The sequence below is a fragment of the Streptomyces sp. NPDC056883 genome (assembly GCF_042788835.1).
GTDB lineage: Bacteria > Actinomycetota > Actinomycetes > Streptomycetales > Streptomycetaceae > Streptomyces > Streptomyces stoeckheimensis.
The window spans coordinates 78480-97322 of record NZ_JBHUBS010000013.1; the positions used below are offsets into that span (position 1 = coordinate 78480).

17 protein-coding genes are annotated in these 18843 nt (G+C 71.3%); 10 read left to right on the plus strand and 7 right to left on the minus strand.

The genetic code is table 11. From position 1 onward, the window contains the following. Positions 1 to 94 precede the first annotated feature (94 nt). On the plus strand, positions 95 to 685 hold the full coding sequence (locus ACFRU2_RS27970) for a malonic semialdehyde reductase (RefSeq protein ID WP_382976984.1): 591 nt from the start codon (positions 95 to 97) through the stop codon (positions 683 to 685). A gap of 92 nt (positions 686 to 777) precedes the next feature. Here ACFRU2_RS27970 and ACFRU2_RS27975 read toward each other — a convergent pair whose 3' ends face one another. Beyond that, complete coding sequence (locus ACFRU2_RS27975; RefSeq protein WP_382977301.1) at positions 778 to 1296, minus strand: DUF4245 domain-containing protein; 519 nt, start codon at positions 1294 to 1296, stop codon at positions 778 to 780. 211 nt (positions 1297 to 1507) lie between these two features. Between ACFRU2_RS27975 and glpX the strand changes: the two genes are divergently transcribed. Further along, positions 1508 to 2539: a class II fructose-bisphosphatase gene (gene glpX / locus ACFRU2_RS27980; RefSeq protein WP_382976987.1), complete on the plus strand. Its 1032-nt coding sequence runs from the start codon at positions 1508 to 1510 to the stop codon at positions 2537 to 2539. A 102-nt stretch (positions 2540 to 2641) separates the two neighbouring features. Here the strand turns inward: glpX and ACFRU2_RS27985 are convergent, their stop codons facing one another. The 3 genes from ACFRU2_RS27985 to ACFRU2_RS27995 all read right to left on the minus strand — a co-directional run bounded on the left by ACFRU2_RS27985 (position 2642) and on the right by ACFRU2_RS27995 (position 4580). Continuing rightward, positions 2642 to 3016: a WhiB family transcriptional regulator gene (locus ACFRU2_RS27985; RefSeq protein WP_374213444.1), complete on the minus strand. Its 375-nt coding sequence runs from the start codon at positions 3014 to 3016 to the stop codon at positions 2642 to 2644. Positions 3017 to 3222: 206 nt separating this feature from the next. Further along, positions 3223 to 3822 (minus strand): TIGR03086 family metal-binding protein, encoded by a 600-nt coding sequence (locus tag ACFRU2_RS27990; RefSeq protein ID WP_382976990.1) that lies wholly within the window; start codon positions 3820 to 3822, stop codon positions 3223 to 3225. A 68-nt stretch (positions 3823 to 3890) separates the two neighbouring features. Further along, positions 3891 to 4580, minus strand: coding sequence for a DUF1707 domain-containing protein (locus ACFRU2_RS27995; protein ID WP_382976993.1), 690 nt, complete (start codon positions 4578 to 4580; stop codon positions 3891 to 3893). 149 nt (positions 4581 to 4729) lie between these two features. Between ACFRU2_RS27995 and ACFRU2_RS28000 the strand changes: the two genes are divergently transcribed. Beyond that, complete coding sequence (locus ACFRU2_RS28000; RefSeq protein WP_382976995.1) at positions 4730 to 6397, plus strand: fumarate hydratase; 1668 nt, start codon at positions 4730 to 4732, stop codon at positions 6395 to 6397. A gap of 25 nt (positions 6398 to 6422) precedes the next feature. Here ACFRU2_RS28000 and ACFRU2_RS28005 read toward each other — a convergent pair whose 3' ends face one another. Continuing rightward, on the minus strand, positions 6423 to 6818 hold the full coding sequence (locus tag ACFRU2_RS28005; RefSeq protein ID WP_382976998.1) for a hypothetical protein: 396 nt from the start codon (positions 6816 to 6818) through the stop codon (positions 6423 to 6425). A gap of 100 nt (positions 6819 to 6918) precedes the next feature. Here ACFRU2_RS28005 and ACFRU2_RS28010 point away from each other — a divergent pair, with 100 nt between their 5' ends. Further along, positions 6919 to 7689: a glycerophosphodiester phosphodiesterase gene (locus ACFRU2_RS28010; protein WP_382977000.1), complete on the plus strand. Its 771-nt coding sequence runs from the start codon at positions 6919 to 6921 to the stop codon at positions 7687 to 7689. A gap of 86 nt (positions 7690 to 7775) precedes the next feature. Here ACFRU2_RS28010 and ACFRU2_RS28015 read toward each other — a convergent pair whose 3' ends face one another. Beyond that, positions 7776 to 9302: a ricin-type beta-trefoil lectin domain protein gene (locus tag ACFRU2_RS28015; RefSeq protein WP_382977001.1), complete on the minus strand. Its 1527-nt coding sequence runs from the start codon at positions 9300 to 9302 to the stop codon at positions 7776 to 7778. Between the two features lie 107 nt (positions 9303 to 9409). Between ACFRU2_RS28015 and ACFRU2_RS28020 the strand changes: the two genes are divergently transcribed. The 3 genes from ACFRU2_RS28020 (at position 9410) to ACFRU2_RS28030 (ending at position 14179) form a co-directional block, all read left to right on the plus strand. Continuing rightward, positions 9410 to 10801, plus strand: coding sequence for a class II fumarate hydratase (locus ACFRU2_RS28020; protein WP_382977004.1), 1392 nt, complete (start codon positions 9410 to 9412; stop codon positions 10799 to 10801). A gap of 112 nt (positions 10802 to 10913) precedes the next feature. Further along, positions 10914 to 11669 carry a DUF402 domain-containing protein gene (locus ACFRU2_RS28025; protein WP_382977007.1) on the plus strand — a complete coding sequence of 252 codons (756 nt, stop codon included), beginning with the start codon at positions 10914 to 10916 and terminating at the stop codon, positions 11667 to 11669. Positions 11670 to 11899: 230 nt separating this feature from the next. Then, on the plus strand, positions 11900 to 14179 hold the full coding sequence (locus tag ACFRU2_RS28030; protein ID WP_382977009.1) for a SpoIIE family protein phosphatase: 2280 nt from the start codon (positions 11900 to 11902) through the stop codon (positions 14177 to 14179). Positions 14180 to 14257: 78 nt separating this feature from the next. On the opposite strand, the gene ACFRU2_RS28035 is transcribed toward ACFRU2_RS28030, so the two are convergent. Continuing rightward, complete coding sequence (locus ACFRU2_RS28035; RefSeq protein ID WP_382977012.1) at positions 14258 to 16510, minus strand: transglycosylase domain-containing protein; 2253 nt, start codon at positions 16508 to 16510, stop codon at positions 14258 to 14260. Positions 16511 to 16752: 242 nt separating this feature from the next. Here ACFRU2_RS28035 and ACFRU2_RS28040 point away from each other — a divergent pair, with 242 nt between their 5' ends. The 3 genes from ACFRU2_RS28040 to ACFRU2_RS28050 all read left to right on the plus strand — a co-directional run bounded on the left by ACFRU2_RS28040 (position 16753) and on the right by ACFRU2_RS28050 (position 18748). Continuing rightward, entirely contained in the window at positions 16753 to 17664 is a 912-nt protein-coding gene (locus ACFRU2_RS28040; RefSeq protein WP_382977015.1) for an SPFH domain-containing protein, read from the plus strand. Beyond that, entirely contained in the window at positions 17661 to 17936 is a 276-nt protein-coding gene (locus ACFRU2_RS28045; RefSeq protein ID WP_250742780.1) for a hypothetical protein, read from the plus strand. Before ACFRU2_RS28040 ends, ACFRU2_RS28045 begins: the two co-directional genes overlap by 4 nt. A gap of 104 nt (positions 17937 to 18040) precedes the next feature. After that, positions 18041 to 18748, plus strand: coding sequence for a peptidylprolyl isomerase (locus tag ACFRU2_RS28050; protein ID WP_382977017.1), 708 nt, complete (start codon positions 18041 to 18043; stop codon positions 18746 to 18748). Positions 18749 to 18843: the final 95 nt, after the last annotated feature.

Consider the following 18843-nt stretch of genomic DNA (forward strand, 5'->3'; position numbering starts at 1 on the left):
CTCACCCGCCCGGACATTTAGTTGAATTTTCACCTATTTCCGTCGTAGTCTCAGGACATCGCTTCAGCAGTCCCTCACAGAAGAAGGCTTTTCGATGTCTCTCGTTCTCGACGCCGCCGCTCAGGACCTCCTCTTCCGTGAGGCCCGCACCGCCAACACCTTCTCCGACGAGCCGGTGACCGAGGAGCAGGTCCAGGCGATCTACGACCTGGTGAAGTTCGGCCCGACCGCCTTCAACCAGACGCCGCTGCGCATCACCCTGGTCCGCTCGCCCGAGGCCCGCGAGCGCCTCGTCAAGCACATGGCCGAGGGCAACCAGGCCAAGACCGCCGCCGCCCCGCTGGTCGCGATCCTGTCCGCGGACAACGAGTTCCACGAGGACCTCCCGCAGCTGCTCCCGCACTTCCCGCAGGCCAAGGACGCCTTCTTCTCCCAGCGCCCGGTCCGCGAGCAGTCCGCGCTGGTCAACTCCGCGCTGCAGGCCGCGTACTTCATCATCGGCGTCCGCGCCGCCGGCCTGGCCGCCGGCCCGATGACCGGTCTGGACTTCGCCGGCCTCCAGAAGGAGTTCCTGGACGGCGACCACACCCCGCTGATGGTCATCAACATCGGCAAGCCGGGCGAGGACGCCTGGTTCCCGCGCTCCCCGCGCCTGGAGTTCGACCAGGTCATCACGACCGTCTGAGCCCAGCCCCACAGGCAGTGAACGCAAAAGGCCGCGCCCCCCGAATCCCGGGGAGCGCGGCCTTTTCGCTTCGTACCGCGTAGGCCTTCGCCCTACGAGCCCTGCTTGAACTCCAGCACCGCCGCCATCGCACCGAGCTGCTCGAAGGAGGCCGTCCCGGTCACCACCGTGACGTAGCCCTGCTCGTGCCGCACGAGGGCGTCGTACTTCTCGCCGTCCCAGCGCTCCCAGACCTGGTCGCCGACCTTCTGGGTCTCCCCGGTGGCCGTCGCCTTCCGGGTGACCTTCGCGATGTACTTGTCCGTGACGTCCGCGGACTGCTCCACCGCCACGTACTGCTGCGCCGGGTCCAGGAAGCCCAGGTGCCAGGCGCTGGCCTCCTTGCGCGTGTATGCCACCGAGGTCGCCCGCCACTCCGGCGGCAGCCCGACGGGCACCGCCACGGGGTAGGGGGCCGCGCGCCGGGCCGTGAGGGTTTCGACGCGGTAGTCGACCACCTTCGTCGGATCGGCCTTCTCGTCATGTGGGATGACCAAATAGATCCCCCCGACCACGAGCCCGATCACCGCGAGGGACCGGATCATGTCCACGACCGTCTGCTTGCCCTTCATACCTGCCACGACACCATCGTCCCGCATGCCTCCGGGCGATCACCGCCGGGGTCGGAAAGGCGCGCCACGGGCGGCGCAAGATGTCCGCTCAGGACAATCGACTGACCGATATGGCGCTCATACGTGACCCGGTCTGCTCAATATGTCGACGTACCGATAGAGTCCAGGGACCCTCACTCCCGGCCGTCGCCGTACAGAAAGGTGCGCTCCGATGACCGAGCACAACCTGCCGCCCCAGCTCGAAGTCTCTCCGGAGGCACCCGACCGCAACCTCGCCCTGGAACTCGTACGGGTGACCGAGGCCGCCGCCATGGCCGCGGGCCGCTGGGTCGGACGCGGTGACAAGCTCGGCGCCGACGGCGCCGCCGTCAACGCGATGCGGACCCTGATCTCCACCGTTTCGATGAACGGCGTCGTCGTCATCGGCGAGGGCGAGAAGGACGAAGCCCCGATGCTCTTCAACGGCGAGCAGGTCGGCGACGGCACCGGTGCCGAGGTCGACATCGCCGTGGACCCCATCGACGGCACCACCCTGAACGCCAAGGGCATGCCGAACGCCATCGCCGTGCTGGCCGCCGCCGACCGCGGCACCATGTTCGACCCGTCCGCGGTGTTCTACATGGAGAAGCTGGTCACCGGTCCCGAGGCCGCCGACTTCGTCGACATCAACGCCCCGGTCTCCGTCAACATCCGCCGCGTCGCCAAGGCCAAGAACATGGCCGTGGAAGACGTCACGGTGATCATCCTGGACCGCCCCCGCCACGAGGGCATCGTCAAGGAGATCCGCGAGACCGGCGCGCGCATCAAGTTCATCTCCGACGGAGACGTCGCCGGCTCGGTCCTGGCCGTCACGGAGGACAGCGGCATCGACCTGCTGCTCGGCATCGGCGGCACCCCCGAGGGCATCATCTCGGCCTGCGCGATCAAGTGCATGGGCGGCACCATCCAGGGCAAGCTGTGGCCCAAGGACGAGGCCGAGCGCCAGAAGGCGATCGACGCGGGCCACGACCTGGACCGCGTCCTGTACACGGACGACCTGGTCTCCGGCGACAACGTGTTCTTCGTCGCCACCGGCATCACGGACGGCGAGCTGCTGCGCGGCGTCCACTACCGCTCGGAGACCGCGACGACCTCCTCGCTGGTCATGCGCTCCAAGTCGGGCACGATCCGGCAGATCGACTCGACCCACCGCCTCTCGAAGCTCCGCGCGTACAGCGCGATCGACTTCGACCGCGCCAAGTAGGCCACGGGCGGCACGGCAACACCGAAGGGGCGCTCCCGCGTGCGGCGGGGGCGCCCCTTCGGCATGCCCTCTGACAGGACGGCTCGCTACGAGGCTCCGGCCCTACGAGGCTTCGCGCAGCTCCCCCGCCCGGCGCCGCCGGCGGGCCAGCACCACCCGGCGCTCGGCGGCCGTCAGCCCGCCCCAGACTCCGTAGGGCTCGGGCTGGATCAGCGCGTGCTCCCGACAGGCGACCATGACGGGACAGCGGGCGCAGACCCGCTTGGCGGCGTCCTCGCGGGACAGCCGGGCGGCGGTCGGCTCCTTGGACGGGGCGAAGAACAGTCCGGCCTCGTCGCGCCGGCACACCGCGTCCGCGTGCCATGGGCCGTCCTCTTCCCTGGCCGGCACCCGCGGCTTCGGCACGACAGCCGCCGGGCGCCCCTGAAGACTCTGGACGGCGGCTACCTGCAGGGACTGGCGCGGCGGATGCGGCACGGTCTACTCCTGACGACGTATACGCGAGCGAGAGAGGCGACGCACCTGTCCCTACCCGCTGTGCGCTCCCCTATGCACCGAGTGCCGCCGATCCGGCCGGTTCGACCGAAAGGTGCTCCCGCTCCGGCCGCCCCCGGACTCGCTCCCGGACCGTTCCCGGTCCGCCCGGTGCGCCCCCTCCCGGCCCCGCGCCCGTCACCCGGACGTCACGCGCCGGGCGGCGTCCAGTCGCTGCGGCGGCCCAGGAAGGCGAGCAGCGCACCGACCGGATCGGCGTCCGGATCGGGCGCGGGAGCGAGCGCCGGGGCGTACGCGAACCCGCGCAGCGGCTCGGCGAGCAGCCGGGCGGCCGGGCTCAGCGCCGCCGCGAGGGCGGGGGTGAGCGGGGAGGCCTGGCCGGTGGCGACCGCGAGGTCCCAGGCGTGGACGGCGGCGTCGAGGGCGGCCGCGGCGACCGCGGTCTCGGCGGGGAGGGTGAACGGGGGCAGCGGCACGGCCACCTCGGCGGTGCCCGGCAGGACCCCGGCGAAGGCCTCGGCGCCGGCGGCGAGGGCGGGCTCCAGCAGTTCCGCAGGGCTGCCGGCCAGGGTTCCGGTGGGCGCGAAGGGGTCCTCGGCCGGTCCCGGCCCGCCGGTGAGGCGGCCCGCGTAGGCGAGCTGGTCGCCGGCCGCGTGCTGGAGCACTTGGCCGACATTCCACTGGTCGCACGGCGTCGGTGCGCCGAGGGCGTCGGCCGGTATGGCGGCGGCGACGGAGCGCAGCGCGTCGTACGCCTGGTCGAGAAGGTCCCACTTGGATGCGGTCATGGGCCGACCCTACGGACTCCTACCGGCCAAAGGGGCTGATTTCAGCGCCAGTTGTCGCCGTGTCGATCTTAGAGTGCGCCCTCCCGGCCCTTGCGGAGCCGGTTCGCCAGGTCCACCAGGCGGGCTCCGAGCTTGGGGCGCGCCTCGATGTTGCCCAGCAGCGCGAAGCCGCGGACGATCACGACCGGGGCCTGCGGGTCGGTCTCGCCGCGCCCCTCGCCCCGCACCTCGAAGTTGCCGAGGACGCCGCTGCCGTAGCCGCGCAGGGTGACGTTCTCCGGGACCAGGATCTCGACGTTGCCGAGGACGCTGGTCACGTTGATCTCGGTGACCTGCTGCTCGAAGACGGCCTGGGTCAGGTCGATGCTGATGTCGCCCAGGACGGAGACCGCGCGGGTGTGCGCGCCCGGCCGCCAGCGGCCCTTGCGGGAGGAGCTGCTGCACACGGCCACGACCGTTTCGACCGGGGCTCCCGCCGGGGCGCCCACGGCCCGGTACACCGCCTCCTGACGGGTGCCGGGCGCGGGCAGGTCCCGTACGAGCACGTCCAGCTCGGCGACCGTCTTCACCGCGTACAGCGAGTCGAGCCGGTCGGAGTGCTCCTCGGCGGTCAGCCGGCCCTCGGCGACGGCGTCGGCGAGGATCTGCGCGATCCGGTCCCGGTCCGCGTCGGAGGCGCGCAGCCCGGGGGCGGGCGCGGGGGCCGGTGCGGGGGCCGGCGCGGATGAGGGCTGCGAGGGCTGCTTTTCCAGGTCCACGGCCCCAGCATAGCCAGACACGATAGATCGCGATACTGGGCAGTGAGCCTTACCTCACAACAAAAGCCGCCGGAAGAGGTCCTACGCTGGATACCGCGCTGCCAAACGGTCGTCAGCGCCGTCTGCCGAGTGAGGGAATGACTGCCGTCATGCCAGAGTTTGCGTACACCGACCTGCTGCCCCTGGGCGAGGACTCCACCCCGTACCGGCTGGTGACCTCCGAAGGCGTCTCGACCTTCGAGGCCGACGGCCGTACGTTCCTCAAGGTCGAGCCGGAGGCGCTGCGCAAGCTCGCCGAAGAGGCCATCCACGACATCCAGCACTTCCTGCGCCCCGCGCACCTCGCGCAGCTGCGCCGCATCATCGACGACCCCGAGGCCTCGGCGAACGACAAGTTCGTCGCCCTCGACCTCCTGAAGAACGCGAACATCGCCGCGGCCGGCGTCCTGCCGATGTGCCAGGACACGGGCACCGCGATCGTGATGGGCAAGCGCGGCCAGAACGTCCTGACCTCCGGCGGCGACGAGGAAGCCCTCTCCCGCGGCATCTACGACGCCTACACCCGCCTGAACCTGCGCTACTCGCAGATGGCCCCGGTCACCATGTGGGAGGAGAAGAACACCGGCTCGAACCTGCCCGCGCAGATCGAGCTGTACGCGACCGACGGCGGCGCGTACAAGTTCCTCTTCATGGCCAAGGGCGGCGGCTCCGCCAACAAGTCCTTCCTCTACCAGGAGACCAAGGCGGTCCTCAACGAGGCCTCCATGATGAAGTTCCTGGAAGAGAAGATCCGCTCGCTCGGCACGGCGGCCTGCCCGCCGTACCACCTGGCGATCGTGGTCGGCGGCACCTCGGCGGAGCACGCCCTGAAGACCGCGAAGTACGCCTCCGCCCACTACCTGGACGAGCTCCCCACCGAGGGCTCCCCCCTGGGCCACGGCTTCCGCGACGAAGCGCTGGAGCAGCAGGTCTTCGAGCTCACCCAGAAGATCGGCATCGGCGCGCAGTTCGGCGGCAAGTACTTCTGCCACGACGTCCGCGTGGTCCGCCTCCCCCGCCACGGCGCGTCCCTCCCGATCGCGATCGCCGTCTCCTGCTCCGCGGACCGCCAGGCCACCGCGAAGATCACCGCCGAGGGCGTCTTCCTGGAGCAGCTGGAGCGGGACCCGGCGCGCTTCCTCCCGGAAACGACGGATGAGCACCTCTCCGACGCCACGGCGGACGTGGTCTCCATCGACCTGAACCAGCCGATGGACGAGATCCTGGCGACCCTCACCCAGCACCCGGTCAAGACCCGCCTCTCCCTGACCGGCCCGCTGGTCGTGGCCCGCGACATCGCCCACGCCAAGATCAAGGAACTCCTCGACTCGGGCGCTCCGATGCCGCAGTACCTGAAGGACCACCCGGTCTACTACGCCGGCCCGGCCAAGACCCCCGAGGGCTACGCGTCCGGCTCCTTCGGCCCGACCACGGCCGGCCGCATGGACTCCTACGTCGAGCAGTTCCAGGCGGCGGGCGGCTCCAAGGTCATGCTCGCCAAGGGCAACCGCTCCCAGCAGGTCACCGACGCGTGCGGCAAGCACGGCGGCTTCTACCTGGGCTCCATCGGCGGCCCGGCGGCCCGCCTCGCGCAGGACTGCATCAAGAAGGTCGAGGTCCTGGAGTACGAGGAGCTCGGCATGGAAGCCGTCTGGAAGATCGAGGTCGAAGACTTCCCGGCCTTCATCGTGGTCGACGACAAGGGCAACGACTTCTTCCAGAACCCGGCCCCGGAACCCACCTTCACCCACATCCCGGTCCGCGGCCCGGGCCTGTAGGCCCGGCCCGGCGGCCGGTCGGGCGCTAGCTCCGCCCGGCCGCCGGATCCGCCTCGCGCAGGAAATCCGCGAGGTACCGGGCCTCCACCGGCGTGGCCTGGTAGCCGTCGCGGACGGCGGCCAGGAGCTCCTGCATCGTCAGGCCGAGCGCGTCACGGAAAGCCTTCAGGCCCGCGCCGCCGGCGCCGCCCGCGCGGAGCGGGACCGTGCCCTCGGCCGCCACCACGGCTGCGCGAACCCACTCCGGGGGCCGGCCCCACCCTTCGTCGCGGTTGCACGTCTCCGGCGATCCGAACCCGCAGGTTTCGCACTCCCACTCGGACCTCCACAGCAGCCGGCCCTGCTCGATCAGCTGCCAGGCGTGGAAGACACACCGCGAGCACGGCTCACAGGGCGAGATCGGCATCATCAGCTCCGGCATGGCGTCACCCTGCCCTGCCCGGTAGGGCCACCGCATCCGGTTAACGTCGGGGACACGACCCCGCACCAGCGCGTTCACCCCGGTTTGCAAGGATTTCCGTATGGCAGCGACGACCGACCTCTCCCCGGCCCGCGGTACGCGGGTCATCGCGCATCGCGGGGCCTCCCACGAGCACCCCGAGCACACCATCGAGGCCTACCGGCAGGCCATCGCCGACGGGGCCGACGCGCTCGAGTGCGATGTGCGGCTCACCGCCGACCACCGGCTGGTCTGTGTGCACGACCGGCGCGTCGAGCGGACCTCCGACGGGCGCGGGGTCGTCTCCGAGATGACGTACGAGGAGCTGCGCGCCCTCGACTTCGGGGCGTGGAAGGGGGAAGCGCACGCCGGAGCACGGGTGCTGCTGTTCGAGGACCTGGTCAAGGAGGCGCTGGCCGCGCCCTACCCCGTCGGGCTGGCCGTGGAGACCAAGCACCCCACCCGCGCGGGCGGCCGGCTGGAGGCCGAGCTCGTGCGCGTGCTCGGGGAGTACGGGCTCGCCGACGGCGGATCCGGCCGCGTCGAGGTGATGAGCTTCTCCCGCAACGCCCTGACCCGGATGCACCGGCTCGCACCGGGACTGCCCGCGGTCTACCTGATCGAGCACGCGGTCCGGCCGCCGCGCCCCCCGTTCGCCACCCACGCGGGCCCCGGCATCGATCTGGTCCGCAAGGACCCGGGTCTGGTGGGCCGGCTGAAGGCGAAGGGGCTGCGGGTCCGCGTGTGGACCGTGGACGAGCCCGAGGACGTGGAGCTCTGCGTCCGGCTGGGCGTGGACACGCTCATCACCAACCGGCCCCGGGACGTACGGAAACTGCTCCTGGACATGTGAACACCCGGCCGGGGTGCGCCGACCGGGTGTGGGGGGTTCGACCTGACGGGGGTACAGGTCTGGCGGTACGGGGTCTGGCGGGGGTGTTACGCGAAGCGCTGGTTCGCCGAGCCGTTGCAGGGCTGGAGGCGCAGCGGCTCGTGGGCCGCGGCCACCGTCAGGCACTGGCCCGGGGCGGCGGCGGGCCGGAAGGTGGCTCCGTCGCGGACGAACTGCTGGTTGGCGCCGCCGTGGCAGTTCCAGATGATGAGCCCGGTGCCGTTGCCGTAGTTGGCGCCGGGCGCGTCCAGGCAGCGGTCGTGGGTGAGTTCGACGTGGAGGGACTTCTTCGCGGAGTCGTACCACCAGCCCTGGTTGCGGCCGCCGTGGCAGTCCCAGCCGAGGACCTTGGTGTTGTTGGCGCTGGAGCCGCCGTTGGAGTCGACGCAGTTGCCCGTCGCCTCGTTCTTCAGCGGCTTGTACAGGTCGTCCCAGGCCCCGGCCTGCAGGACGGGGGTGCCGGTGCTCGCCGGGTCGGCGCAGGAGGCCTCGCGCAGGCCGGAGGCGTAGAGCTGGGTCAGACAGGACGCGAAGGCGCCGTGGCCGCGGTAGTTGGGGTGGAAGGACTGGCGGGCGGTGTTCTCGTCCCACGGGAAGTGGTCCCCGAGATCGAGGTAGAGGCCGCGGGCCCAGGTGTCCTCCATGCAGACCTCGTGGCCCTGGAAGAGCCGCGAGTTGTCGAGGTAGGTCGCGCCCGCGGCGAGGGCGGCCGCGCGCATGCCCTTCTCGAAGGTGGGCACCGCGTAGTTGCGGCCCCAGGAGGCGTCGGAGTCGTAGCCGGCGCAGCCTCCGGGGAGCTTGCCGGGGAAGTTCGGGTTGTCGTTGAAGTCGGGGCCGATGGGGCTGGGGTAGCCCATCACGACCAGCTTGTAGTCGGAGTCGGCGTAACCGGCGTCGCGCATGACCGTCTTGAGGTCGCCGATCGTCGCCTCGACCTTGGGCTTCAGGCCGTCGACCCGCGCCTGCCAGCCCGGACCGTACTTCGGCTCGCAGGTGCCCTGGCTGAGCACCCAGCGGGTGACGCAGTCGGTCATGACCGGGCCGAACTGCAGGTCGTCGTTGGCCCCGGCGACCAGCAGCACCATCTTGATCTTGGTGTTGCGGGCCTTGATGGCGAGGCTGTCGCTCTGCACCAGCTCGTCGGCGTACTGCTTGCTGCCGCCGATCTTGATGTTGCCCGTGTAGCCGCCGGAGCAGGCCACGTTGAAGGTGTAGTCGGCCGCGATGCCGGTGCGGTGGATCGCCGTGTCCGGCGAGCGGTGGCACTGGTTGGACGACGTGTTGGTCGCGGGGTCGTAGTTGCCGATGCCCTCGCCCGAGATCTCGCTGTCGCCGAGCGAGATCAGGCCGGTCTTGCGGTCCGCGAGCGGGCGGATCGCGGAGTCGCCGTAGATCTTGACGGCCTCGGCGGCCCGGATGGCCTCCAGTTCGGGCGTGAGGGGGGTGGCCGCAGCGGTCGCCGCGTGGGCCATGGGGGTGATGGCGGTGACACCCCCGAGGGCGGCCGCCGCCGCCGCGACGGCGGCGAAGGTAGATCTGAGCCTGATCCTTGATTGTGTACGGGCACGTGCCATGAACGCCTCCCCGATCTCGGTGTTACCCCCGGTATTTACTGGCCGGTAGGCGAGTTGGGAACAGTCCGAACAAGACAATTGCTCAACTTTTTGAGGAGGCACCACAGATGACGAATGAACAGTTCCGCATCGAGCACGACTCCATGGGCGACGTACGCGTCCCCGCGCACGCCAAATGGCGAGCTCAGACCCAGCGCGCCGTGGAGAACTTCCCCGTCTCCGGACAGCGCCTGGAGCGCGCCCACATCGAGGCGCTGGCCCGGATCAAGGCCGCCGCCGCCACCGTCAACGCCCGGCTCGGCGTGATCGACGCGGACATCGCCGACGCCATCGTCTCGGCGGCGGCCGAGGTGGCCGAGGGCCGCTGGGACGACCACTTCCCCGTCGACGTGTTTCAGACGGGTTCCGGCACCTCGTCCAACATGAACGCCAACGAGGTGATCGCCACCCTGGCCACCGAGCGCCTCGGCCGCGCGGTCCACCCCAACGACCACGTCAACGCCTCGCAGAGCTCCAACGACGTCTTCCCGTCCTCCATCCACATCGCCGCCACCGCCGCCGTCACCGGCGCGCTCATCCCCGCCCTGGAGCACCTGGCCGGCGCGATGGAGCGCAAGTCCGCCGAGTTCGCGCAGGTGGTCAAGGCCGGCCGGACGCACCTGATGGACGCCACCCCGGTCACCCTGGGCCAGGAGTTCGGCGGGTACGCCGTACAGCTGCGCTACGGCGTCGAGCGGCTGCGCGCGGCGCTGCCCCGGCTGGCCGAGCTGCCGCTGGGCGGGACCGCCGTGGGCACCGGGATCAACACCCCGCCCGGGTTCTCCGCGGCCGTGATCGCCGAGGTGGCGGCAGCGACCGGGCTGCCGCTGACCGAGGCACGGGACCACTTCGAGGCCCAGGGGGCGCGGGACGCCCTCGTCGAGACGTCCGGAATGCTCCGTACGGTCGCCGTCTCGCTCACCAAGATCTGCAACGACCTGCGCTGGATGGCCTCGGGCCCGCGCACCGGATTGGCCGAAATCAACCTCCCGGATCTCCAGCCGGGGTCCTCGATCATGCCCGGAAAGGTCAATCCGGTCGTCCCGGAGGCCGCGCTGATGGTCGCCGCCCAGGTGATGGGCAACGACGCGGCGGTCGCCGTGGCCGGCGCCGCGGGCAACTTCGAGCTCAACGTGATGCTCCCCGTGATGGCCCGCAACCTCCTGGAGTCCATCCGGCTGCTGGGCTCCGTGAGCCGCCTGCTGGCCGACCGCACCGTGGACGGAATCACCGCCAACACGGCCCGGGCCAGGGAGTACGCCGAGTCCTCGCCCTCCGTGGTGACCCCGCTGAACCGGTACATCGGCTACGAGGAGGCCGCCAAGGTCGCCAAGAAGTCCCTCGCGGAACGCAAGACGATCCGCGAGGTCGTCCTGGAGTCGGGCTACGTGGACCGCGGCGACCTCACCCTGGAGCAGCTCGACGAAGCACTGGACGTGCTGCGGATGACCCACCCCTGACCCCGGCCGGGCCGCCCCCTCCCGGGGTCCGGATCCGGTCGTTTCCCGCCCTCGGACACCTCGGTGACCTGCAGCGCAGCGATCCTCCGGACCCCCGCCCTAAGATCTGCCCATGACAGGTACCGGAGGCCGCGGGGGCGGCAGTGCGCAGAGCTCGGCACGGGGCTCGGCACGGGGCTCGGCCCGACGTGCGGAGCGGGGCGCCGCGGAGGGCGTCCGCTGGGCGCCCGGCGAGCAGATCCTCTGGCGCTACCGGGACCACGCGCCCGACGCGAAGGGCGCCGTCCACATCTGCCGGCCCGTGACCGTGGTGACCGACACCGACGAGCTGCTCGCGGTGTGGATGGCCCCCGGGACCGAGTGCGTCAAGCCGGTGCTCGCCGACGGGACCCCGGTCCACGAGGAGCCGCTCGCCACCCGGTACACCGCGCCGCGGACCACCGTACGGTCCCGCTGGTTCGGGGCGGGGGTGCTGAAGCTGGCACGGCCCGGAGACCCCTGGTCGGTGTGGCTGTTCTGGGACCACGGCTGGGAGTTCAAGAGCTGGTACGTGAATCTGGAGGAGCCGCGGACCCGCTGGTCCGGCGGCATCGACTCCGAGGACCACTTCCTGGACATCTCCGTCTACCCGGACCGCAGCTGGAAGTGGCGGGACGAGGACGAGTTCGCACAGGCCCAGCGGTCCGGTCTGATGGACCCGGAACAGGCCCGGCGGGTGCGCGCCGCCGGCAGTGCGGCGGTGGACCTGATCCGGGCCTGGGGCCCGCCGTTCTCCGAAGGCTGGCAGGATTGGCGACCGGACCCGGCCTGGGGCGTACCGGCCCTGCCGGAGGACTGGGACCGCACTCCGGCGCATATGACCTCATGAGACCCTTGATGCGCCCCCGGGGGGCAATCGTAGGATCGTCCTCCGCCGGGGCGTCGGCGGTCAAATGTCGCCAGCAGCACAGCATTTGACCTAGGCCGACGCGATAACGAGAGGTAACGAGCGGGACGCGGAAACGCGGGGCGATGGTGTCCCCGCCGCTGAGCGGGTATACCGCGACTGACCGAGTTGAGTGCAGCGCACATCGAGCGCAAACGGACGGAATGCCACGCGTGACGGAGTACCCCACCTCTCAGGAGGGCCCCCAGCCGGTTGCCTCCGGCGGTCGGACGGACGAGCCCGGCCACGGCACGGAGGAACTGGGCCACGGCAAGGCCCCGCTCCCGGCGGCCGAGGCCGTGCGCACGCATGCGCAGCCCCAGGCGGCGGACCTGCCCCGTCCCCGCGCCACGGCGGGTGCACCGTCCGCCTCCGACGGGGCCGCGGGCCCCGACGAAGGCACGGACTCCCCCGCCGCGCCCGGCCAGGGCGACGCCCGGGTCCGGGCCGGCCGTGACGAGGCCGCGGCCGCGCAGGCCGGCAGCGCACGCACCCGCGACGGCGAAGCCGCCCGCGGGGCGGCGGGACGGCCCGGCGCGTCCGGGCAGGCCGGCGCAGGACACACCGGCGCCGGGCAGACCGCCACCCCCGCGCAGGTCAGCGGCATCGGAGTCGACGCGACCATCGCCCGCCGGGAGGGCGACCGGCTGCGCTTCGTCGGAGCCGCCACCCGGCGGATCGCGCGCGGGATCGACCTCGACGAGATCGTGCTCGGCCTGTGCCGGGCCACCGTGCCGACCTTCTCCGACGCCATCCTCGTCTACCTGCGCGATCCGCTGCCGGTCGGTGACGAGCGGCCCGTCGGACCGGTCGTTTTAAGGCTGCGCCGAACCGACCGGCTCCGGCCGATCGACGAGTTCACCGGAGCAGGAGCGGGAGCAGGTGCCGGTGCCGGTGCAGGAGCCGGATCCGGGACCGCCTCCGGTCTCGCCGGCCTCGCCGGTGCGATGACCCCCGACGGCGAGCTCGACTTCAGCCAGCTCGCCCTGGTCGGCCCGCAGGGTGACCTGCCCGCGGCCGAGCTGTGCGAGATCCGCCCCGGCGGGGCGCTCGCCGAGGTGCTGCGCGGCGTACGGCCCGTCTTCGGGTCCTCCGCCGCCGCCCGCGCCGCCCTGCCGGAGCTGCTGGGCGCCGACCACCCGGTCCCGCGCGGCCAGCGGGCCATCCTCGCGCCGCTGCGGGGCCGCCGCCGCGTCATCGGCGCGGCGGTGTTCCTGCGCACCCCCGAGCGGCCCGCCTTCGAGACGAACGACCTGCTCGTCGCCGCACAGCTGGCCACCCACACCGCGCTGGGCATCGACAAGGCCGTGCTCTACGGCCGCGAGGCCTACATCGCCGACGAGCTCCAGCGCACGATGCTGCCCGACAGCCTCCCCCAGCCCACCGGGGTCCGCCTCGCCAGCCGCTACCTGCCCGCCGCCGAGACGGCCCGGGTCGGCGGCGACTGGTACGACGCCATACCCCTGCCCGGCAGCCGGGTCGCACTCGTCGTCGGCGACGTCATGGGCCACTCCATGACCTCCGCCGCGATCATGGGACAGCTCCGTACGACGGCCCAGACGCTGGCGCAGCTCGACCTGCCGCCCGCCGAGGTCCTGCACCACCTGGACGAGCAGGCGCAGCGGCTGGGCTCCGACCGGATGGCCACCTGCCTGTACGCCGTCTACGACCCGGTCTCGCACCGGATCACCATCGCCAACGCCGGCCACCCGCCGCCGGTCCTGCTCCACCTGGGCGGCCGCGCCGAGGTGCTGCGCGTACCCCCCGGCGCCCCCATCGGCGTCGGCGGCGTGGACTTCGAGGCCGTGGAGCTGGACGCCCCGGCCGGGGCCACGCTCGTGCTGTACACCGACGGCCTCGTCGAGTCCCGGCTGCGCGACGTCTGGACCGGCATCGAGCAGCTCCGCGAGCGCCTCGCCACCACCGCGCAGCTGACGGGCCTGGACCACCCGCCGCCGCTGGAGGCCCTGTGCGACGACATCCTGGACATGCTCGGCCCCGGTGACCGGGACGACGACATCGCCCTGCTCGCGGCCCGGTTCGACGGGATCGCGCCCAGCGACGTGGCGTACTGGTTCCTGGACCCGGAGGAGACCGCTCCGGGCCGGGCCCGCCGGTTCGCCCGCCGCGCGCTCGCGCGCTGGGGGCTGGAGGAGCTGGAGGACTCGCTGGAGCTGCTGGTCAGCGAGGTCGTCACGAATGCCGTGCGGTACGCCGAGCGGCCCGTGACCCTACGCCTCCTGCGGACGGACGTACTGCGCTGCGAGGTCGGCGACGACTCCCCGCAGCTGCCGCGCCAGCGCCGGGCCCGGGACGACGACGAGGGCGGCCGCGGCCTGTTCCTGGTCAACCGGATGGCCCGCCGCTGGGGTGCCACCCGGCTGAGCAGCGGCAAGGTCGTCTGGTTCGAGCTCGCGCTGCCGGCCGCCCCTGGGGGCCCGGAGCGCCGCTGACCGGGCCGCCACCCGGACGCACCACTGCCCCGCGGCTTCGTGCCTGCGGGGCAGTGGTGCGTCCGGGTCCTGCGGTGCCTACGGTTCGGGCTCCCGGTTCGGCGGCGAGGGCTTCCCCGAGCCCGACTTCGTCGGCGTGGGCGTCGGGGTCGGCGTCGTGCTCGGGGTCGAACTCGGCGTCGAGCTCGGCGTCCGGCTGGGCGTCTGGCTCGGCGTCCGGCTCGGGGTGCTGCTCGGCGTCGTACTCGGCGTCGAGCTCGGCGTGGTCGACGGGGTGCCGCTGGGGCTCGACGACTGGACCTTGCCCATGTCGGCCTCGTCCAGGTCGAAGGAGCCCGTCCTGCCGCCCTTGAGCGCGTCGAGGGTGTACTGCTTCCAGATCGCGGCCGGGAAGCTGGAGCCGCCCGCGCGTCCGCCGCCGGCCGTACCGGTCAGGCTGGTCTGGGTGTGGGTGCCGGGCTCGTCACCGAACATCGCGACGACGGTGACCAGTTCCGGGGTGAACCCGGTGAACCAGGCGGCCACGTTCTTCTCGGTGGTGCCGGTCTTGCCCGCGGCCTCGTAGGCCGAGCTCTTCACCGCCTTGCCGGATCCGTCCTCGACGACGCCGGTGAGCACCTTGGTGACGGTGTCGGCGGTCCTGCGGCTGATGGCCGTGTCGCCGACGGCGCGGACCGGCTTGTACTCGCGGTCCGCGTGCTTGGCGGACTTGATGATGCTCGGCGTGACCTTCTTGCCGTGGTTGTCGAAGGTGGCGTAGACGCCGGCCATCTCCAGGGTGTCGGCGCTCATGGTGCCGAGCGACATGGCGGGCTTGTCCTCGGGCCAGCCGTCGCGGTCGACCATGCCGAGCTGCAGGGCGGTCTTCTTCGCGTTCTTCGGCCCGACGTCCACGATCATCTGGGCGTACACGGAGTTCACCGAGGAGTTGGTGGCGGACTGCACCGTCATCATCGGGTCGCCGTAGTCGCGGTCGTCCTGGTTCTGCGGGTTGAACGGGATGTCGCTGCCGACCACGGGGCGCTTGCTCGTGCCGTCGTAGAGGGTGTTGGGCGTGATCGGCTTCCCGTCCTGCGTGCTCGCCTTGCCCTCCATGGCGGAGGCGAGCACGATCGGCTTGAAGGTCGAGCCCGGCTGGAAGTCCTTGCGCAGGGCGTTGCTGGCCCACTGCTCGCTCTGCCCGGTGCCGCCGTACATCGCGACGATCGCGCCGGTCTTCGGGTCCACGGAGGTGGCACCCGCCTGCACGGCGGCGTCGACGGGGCGGCCCTTGCGGTCGAGCTTGGATTCCAGCTCGTCCTGGACGGCCTTCTCCAGCGCCGCCTGCTTCTTCGGGTCGATGGAGAGGGTGATCTCCCAGCCGCCGGCCTTGAGCTGGCCGTCGGTCATGCCGGTCTGGCGCTTGAGCTCCTCGTCGGCGGCCTGGATCAGGTAGCCCTTCTGGCCTTCCATGCCGCTGGGCGCCTTGGGCTTGATCGGCTCCTGGAACTTCATTTCCTTGCGCTTGGCCAGGTCCAGCTTGCCCATCTCGACCATGTTGTCGAGGACGCCGTTGAAGCGGATCATGACCAGGTTCTTGCCGTTCGGGCCGGCGGTCGCCCAGTCGTACTGGCTGGGGGCCTGGAGGACGGCGGCGAGGTACGCGCCCTGCTCCAGGGTCAGCTTTTCGGCGTCGACCCCGTAGTAGGCCTGGGCCGCGGCCTGGATGCCGTAGGCGTTGCGGCCGTAGAAGTTGGTGTTCAGGTAGCCCGCGAGGATCTGGGGCTTCTCCATCTCCTGGTCGACCTTGAGGGAGATGATCAGCTCCTTCAGCTTGCGGGTCGCCGTCTGGTCCTGCGTCAGGTAGAAGTTCTTGACGTACTGCTGGGTGATCGTCGAACCGCCGGCCTTGCCCTTGCCGGTGACGGTGTTGAACACGCCTCGGGCGATGCCCTTGAGGTCGACGCCCCGGTCGCTGTAGAAGGACTTGTTCTCGATGGCGATGAAGGCCGTCTGCACGTCCTGCGGGATCTTGTCGATCGACACGATCTGGCGGTTCGTGGTGCCGACGCGGGCCATGACCGTGCCGTCGGAGAGCTTGTAGACGTTGTTCTGCGTCAGCGCCTCGGCGTTGGGGTCCGGCGGTTCCACGTAGAAGTAGAGGCCGATCAGGGCCGCCATGCCGAGCAGCATCGCCCCGAAGAAGGTGCCGAGCACCTTCCTCCAGGTGAAGAAGCGGCGTATGCCGGTCGGCTTGCCGCCCGAGGTCCCGCCCTTGCCCTTGACGCGCCCGCGCGGCGTGCGTCGCGCACCGCGTTGCTGCTGCGCCTTTCGCGCTTCTGCTCGGCCCATCGCTCCCGCTCCGCTCGATAACCCCCCGACGTCAGCTCAGAAAGCTAACACCGCAGGCTGTGACAAAAACCGGCCAACGGGCTCTCATACCGGGCAATTCGGACGTGACAATGAGCACCCATCCCACAGGAACCGACGCACTAGGGACCCCGGAGGTTGCCGGGCTCCCGCTCCGTCCAAAAAAGTGATATCACTTTGCTAAGCGGCCCGACCGGCCGCCACTGGATGAAACGGGGCACATCATGACGAACACCACGGGTGGTACCGAGGCCGGCGTACGGGAGTTCCCCGCGCGCAGCGTGGGCGGCGGGCTCGCGCTGCTGCTCGGCCTGGCGGGAGTGGCGGCCGGGGCGGGCCTGATCGCGCTCGGCGCGGTGTCCGGGAACGACGGAGCCAAGGCGGGCCTGATCGCGGCCGGGGTCCTCCTGACCATCGTCGCCGTCATCGCCATGAGCGGCCTGAACACGGTCTCGCCGGGCGAGGCCCGCGTGGTCCAGCTGTTCGGCCGCTACCGCGGCACCGTCCGCACCGACGGACTGCGCTGGGTCAACCCGCTGACCTCCCGCCGCCGCCTGTCCACCCGGGTCCGGAACCACGAGACGCCCGTCATGAAGGTCAACGACGCCTACGGCAACCCGATCGAGCTGGCGGCCGTCGTGGTGTGGCGGGTCGAGGACACCGCCCGCGCCGTCTTCGAGGTCGAGGACTTCACCGAGTTCGTCGAGACCCAGACCGAGGCGGCCGTCCGGCACATCGCGATCGAGTACCCCTACGACGCCCACGAGGACGGCGGCCTGTCGCTGCGCGGCAACGCCGAGGAGATCACCGAGAAGCTCGCCGTCGAACTGTCCGCCCGTGTCGAAGCGGCCGGCGTCCACATCATCGAGTCCCGCTTCACCCACCTCGCGTACGCCCCGGAAATCGCCTCCGCGATGCTCCAGCGCCAGCAGGCGGGTGCGATCGTCGCGGCGCGCAAGCAGATCGTCGAGGGCGCGGTCGGTATGGTCGAGCTCGCCCTGACCCGCCTCGCGGAGCAGGACATCGTGGACCTCGACCCGGAACGGAAGGCGGCGATGGTGTCCAACCTGATGGTGGTCCTGTGCGGCGACCGCGCGGCCCAGCCCGTCGTCAACACGGGCACCCTCTACCAGTGAGCCCCGACGAAGGCGCGGACTCCCCCGCCGACCCGGCCGAGGGCCGGGCGGCGGCCCCCAAGGCCGCCCGGCAGGCCCGCAAGCAGGTGCTGCTGCGGCTCGACCCGCAGGTGCACGACGCGCTCGCGCGGTGGGCCGGGGAGGAACTCCGCAGCGCCAACGCTCAGATCGAGTTCCTGCTCCGCCGCGCCCTGTCCGAAGCCGGCCGCCTTCCCGGCGGGGCGGGCCCCATCCCGCCCCGGGGCCGCCCCCGCAACGCACCGGATTCCTGAGGGGCTTCCGCCCGAATTGCACGGCGTGTGCCGCCCGCCCGCATCCGTACGAATGGATACGCTCACCGCGTCATATACGGCCGCTCACCGAATTCGAGGCTCGTATGAATCTGACCAGTGGGACGAAATCCGGCGGACGACCGGCGGCCCGGAAAGCGGCCGTCGCGGTCGCGGCGGTCGCCGTGTGTTCCGGACTCACGTGGACGGCGCTCTCCCTCACCGGTGGCGTCACGGATTCCAAACCGCCCGTCACCTGCACCTACACACCCTCCGACGGCGGAAGCAAGGCCGCCGCCCCGGGCTTCGACGCCGCGGCGGCGGCCCGGCCGTACACGGTGAGGATCGACACCGAGGAGGGGCCCGTCACCATCGAGGCCCTCACCAAGGACGCGCCGTGCACCACCAACTCGTTCTCCTTCCTGGCCGGAAAGAAATACTTCGACGGCAGCAAATGCCACCGGGTCACCACTCGAGGGATTTTCGTATTGGAATGCGGCGACCCCGCCGGCGAGGGTAATTCCGACCCCGGGTACTGGTTCAAGGACGAAAATCTGGCCGGAGCCTCCTATCCCGCGGGCACCGTCGCCATGTCCAAGGCCCTGCCGGGCAAGAACGGCAGCCAGTTCTTCATCAGTTACGCCGATCCCACCTTCCGCATGCCGCCCAGCTGGACCCCCTTCGGGAAGGTCGTCGGCGGGCTGGACGCGGTGGCGAAGATCGCCGCCAAGGGAACGGCGGACGGATCGACCGACGGAAAGCCCAAGGAGCCCGTCGTCATCAAGTCGGTGACGGTGCAGCGCCCGGCCAAGTGACGGCGGGCCACCGAGTACCGCGGACACGGGTGTGGGGGGGGGGAGGGGGGGGGGTGGCCCCAACCCCCCCCCCCCCCCCCGACCCCCCCCCCCCC

Coding starts and splice junctions, on each gene's coding strand:
- ACFRU2_RS27970 (WP_382976984.1), top strand. CDS start 95: ATGTCTCTCGTTCTCGACGCCGCCGCTCAGGACCTCCTCTTCCGTGAG.
- ACFRU2_RS27975 (WP_382977301.1), bottom strand. CDS start 1,296: ATGAAGGGCAAGCAGACGGTCGTGGACATGATCCGGTCCCTCGCGGTG.
- glpX (WP_382976987.1), top strand. CDS start 1,508: ATGACCGAGCACAACCTGCCGCCCCAGCTCGAAGTCTCTCCGGAGGCA.
- ACFRU2_RS27990 (WP_382976990.1), bottom strand. CDS start 3,822: ATGACCGCATCCAAGTGGGACCTTCTCGACCAGGCGTACGACGCGCTG.
- ACFRU2_RS28000 (WP_382976995.1), top strand. CDS start 4,730: ATGCCAGAGTTTGCGTACACCGACCTGCTGCCCCTGGGCGAGGACTCC.
- ACFRU2_RS28005 (WP_382976998.1), bottom strand. CDS start 6,818: ATGCCGGAGCTGATGATGCCGATCTCGCCCTGTGAGCCGTGCTCGCGG.
- ACFRU2_RS28010 (WP_382977000.1), top strand. CDS start 6,919: ATGGCAGCGACGACCGACCTCTCCCCGGCCCGCGGTACGCGGGTCATC.
- ACFRU2_RS28015 (WP_382977001.1), bottom strand. CDS start 9,302: ATGGCACGTGCCCGTACACAATCAAGGATCAGGCTCAGATCTACCTTC.
- ACFRU2_RS28020 (WP_382977004.1), top strand. CDS start 9,410: ATGACGAATGAACAGTTCCGCATCGAGCACGACTCCATGGGCGACGTA.
- ACFRU2_RS28025 (WP_382977007.1), top strand. CDS start 10,914: ATGACAGGTACCGGAGGCCGCGGGGGCGGCAGTGCGCAGAGCTCGGCA.
- ACFRU2_RS28035 (WP_382977012.1), bottom strand. CDS start 16,510: ATGGGCCGAGCAGAAGCGCGAAAGGCGCAGCAGCAACGCGGTGCGCGA.
- ACFRU2_RS28040 (WP_382977015.1), top strand. CDS start 16,753: ATGACGAACACCACGGGTGGTACCGAGGCCGGCGTACGGGAGTTCCCC.
- ACFRU2_RS28050 (WP_382977017.1), top strand. CDS start 18,041: ATGAATCTGACCAGTGGGACGAAATCCGGCGGACGACCGGCGGCCCGG.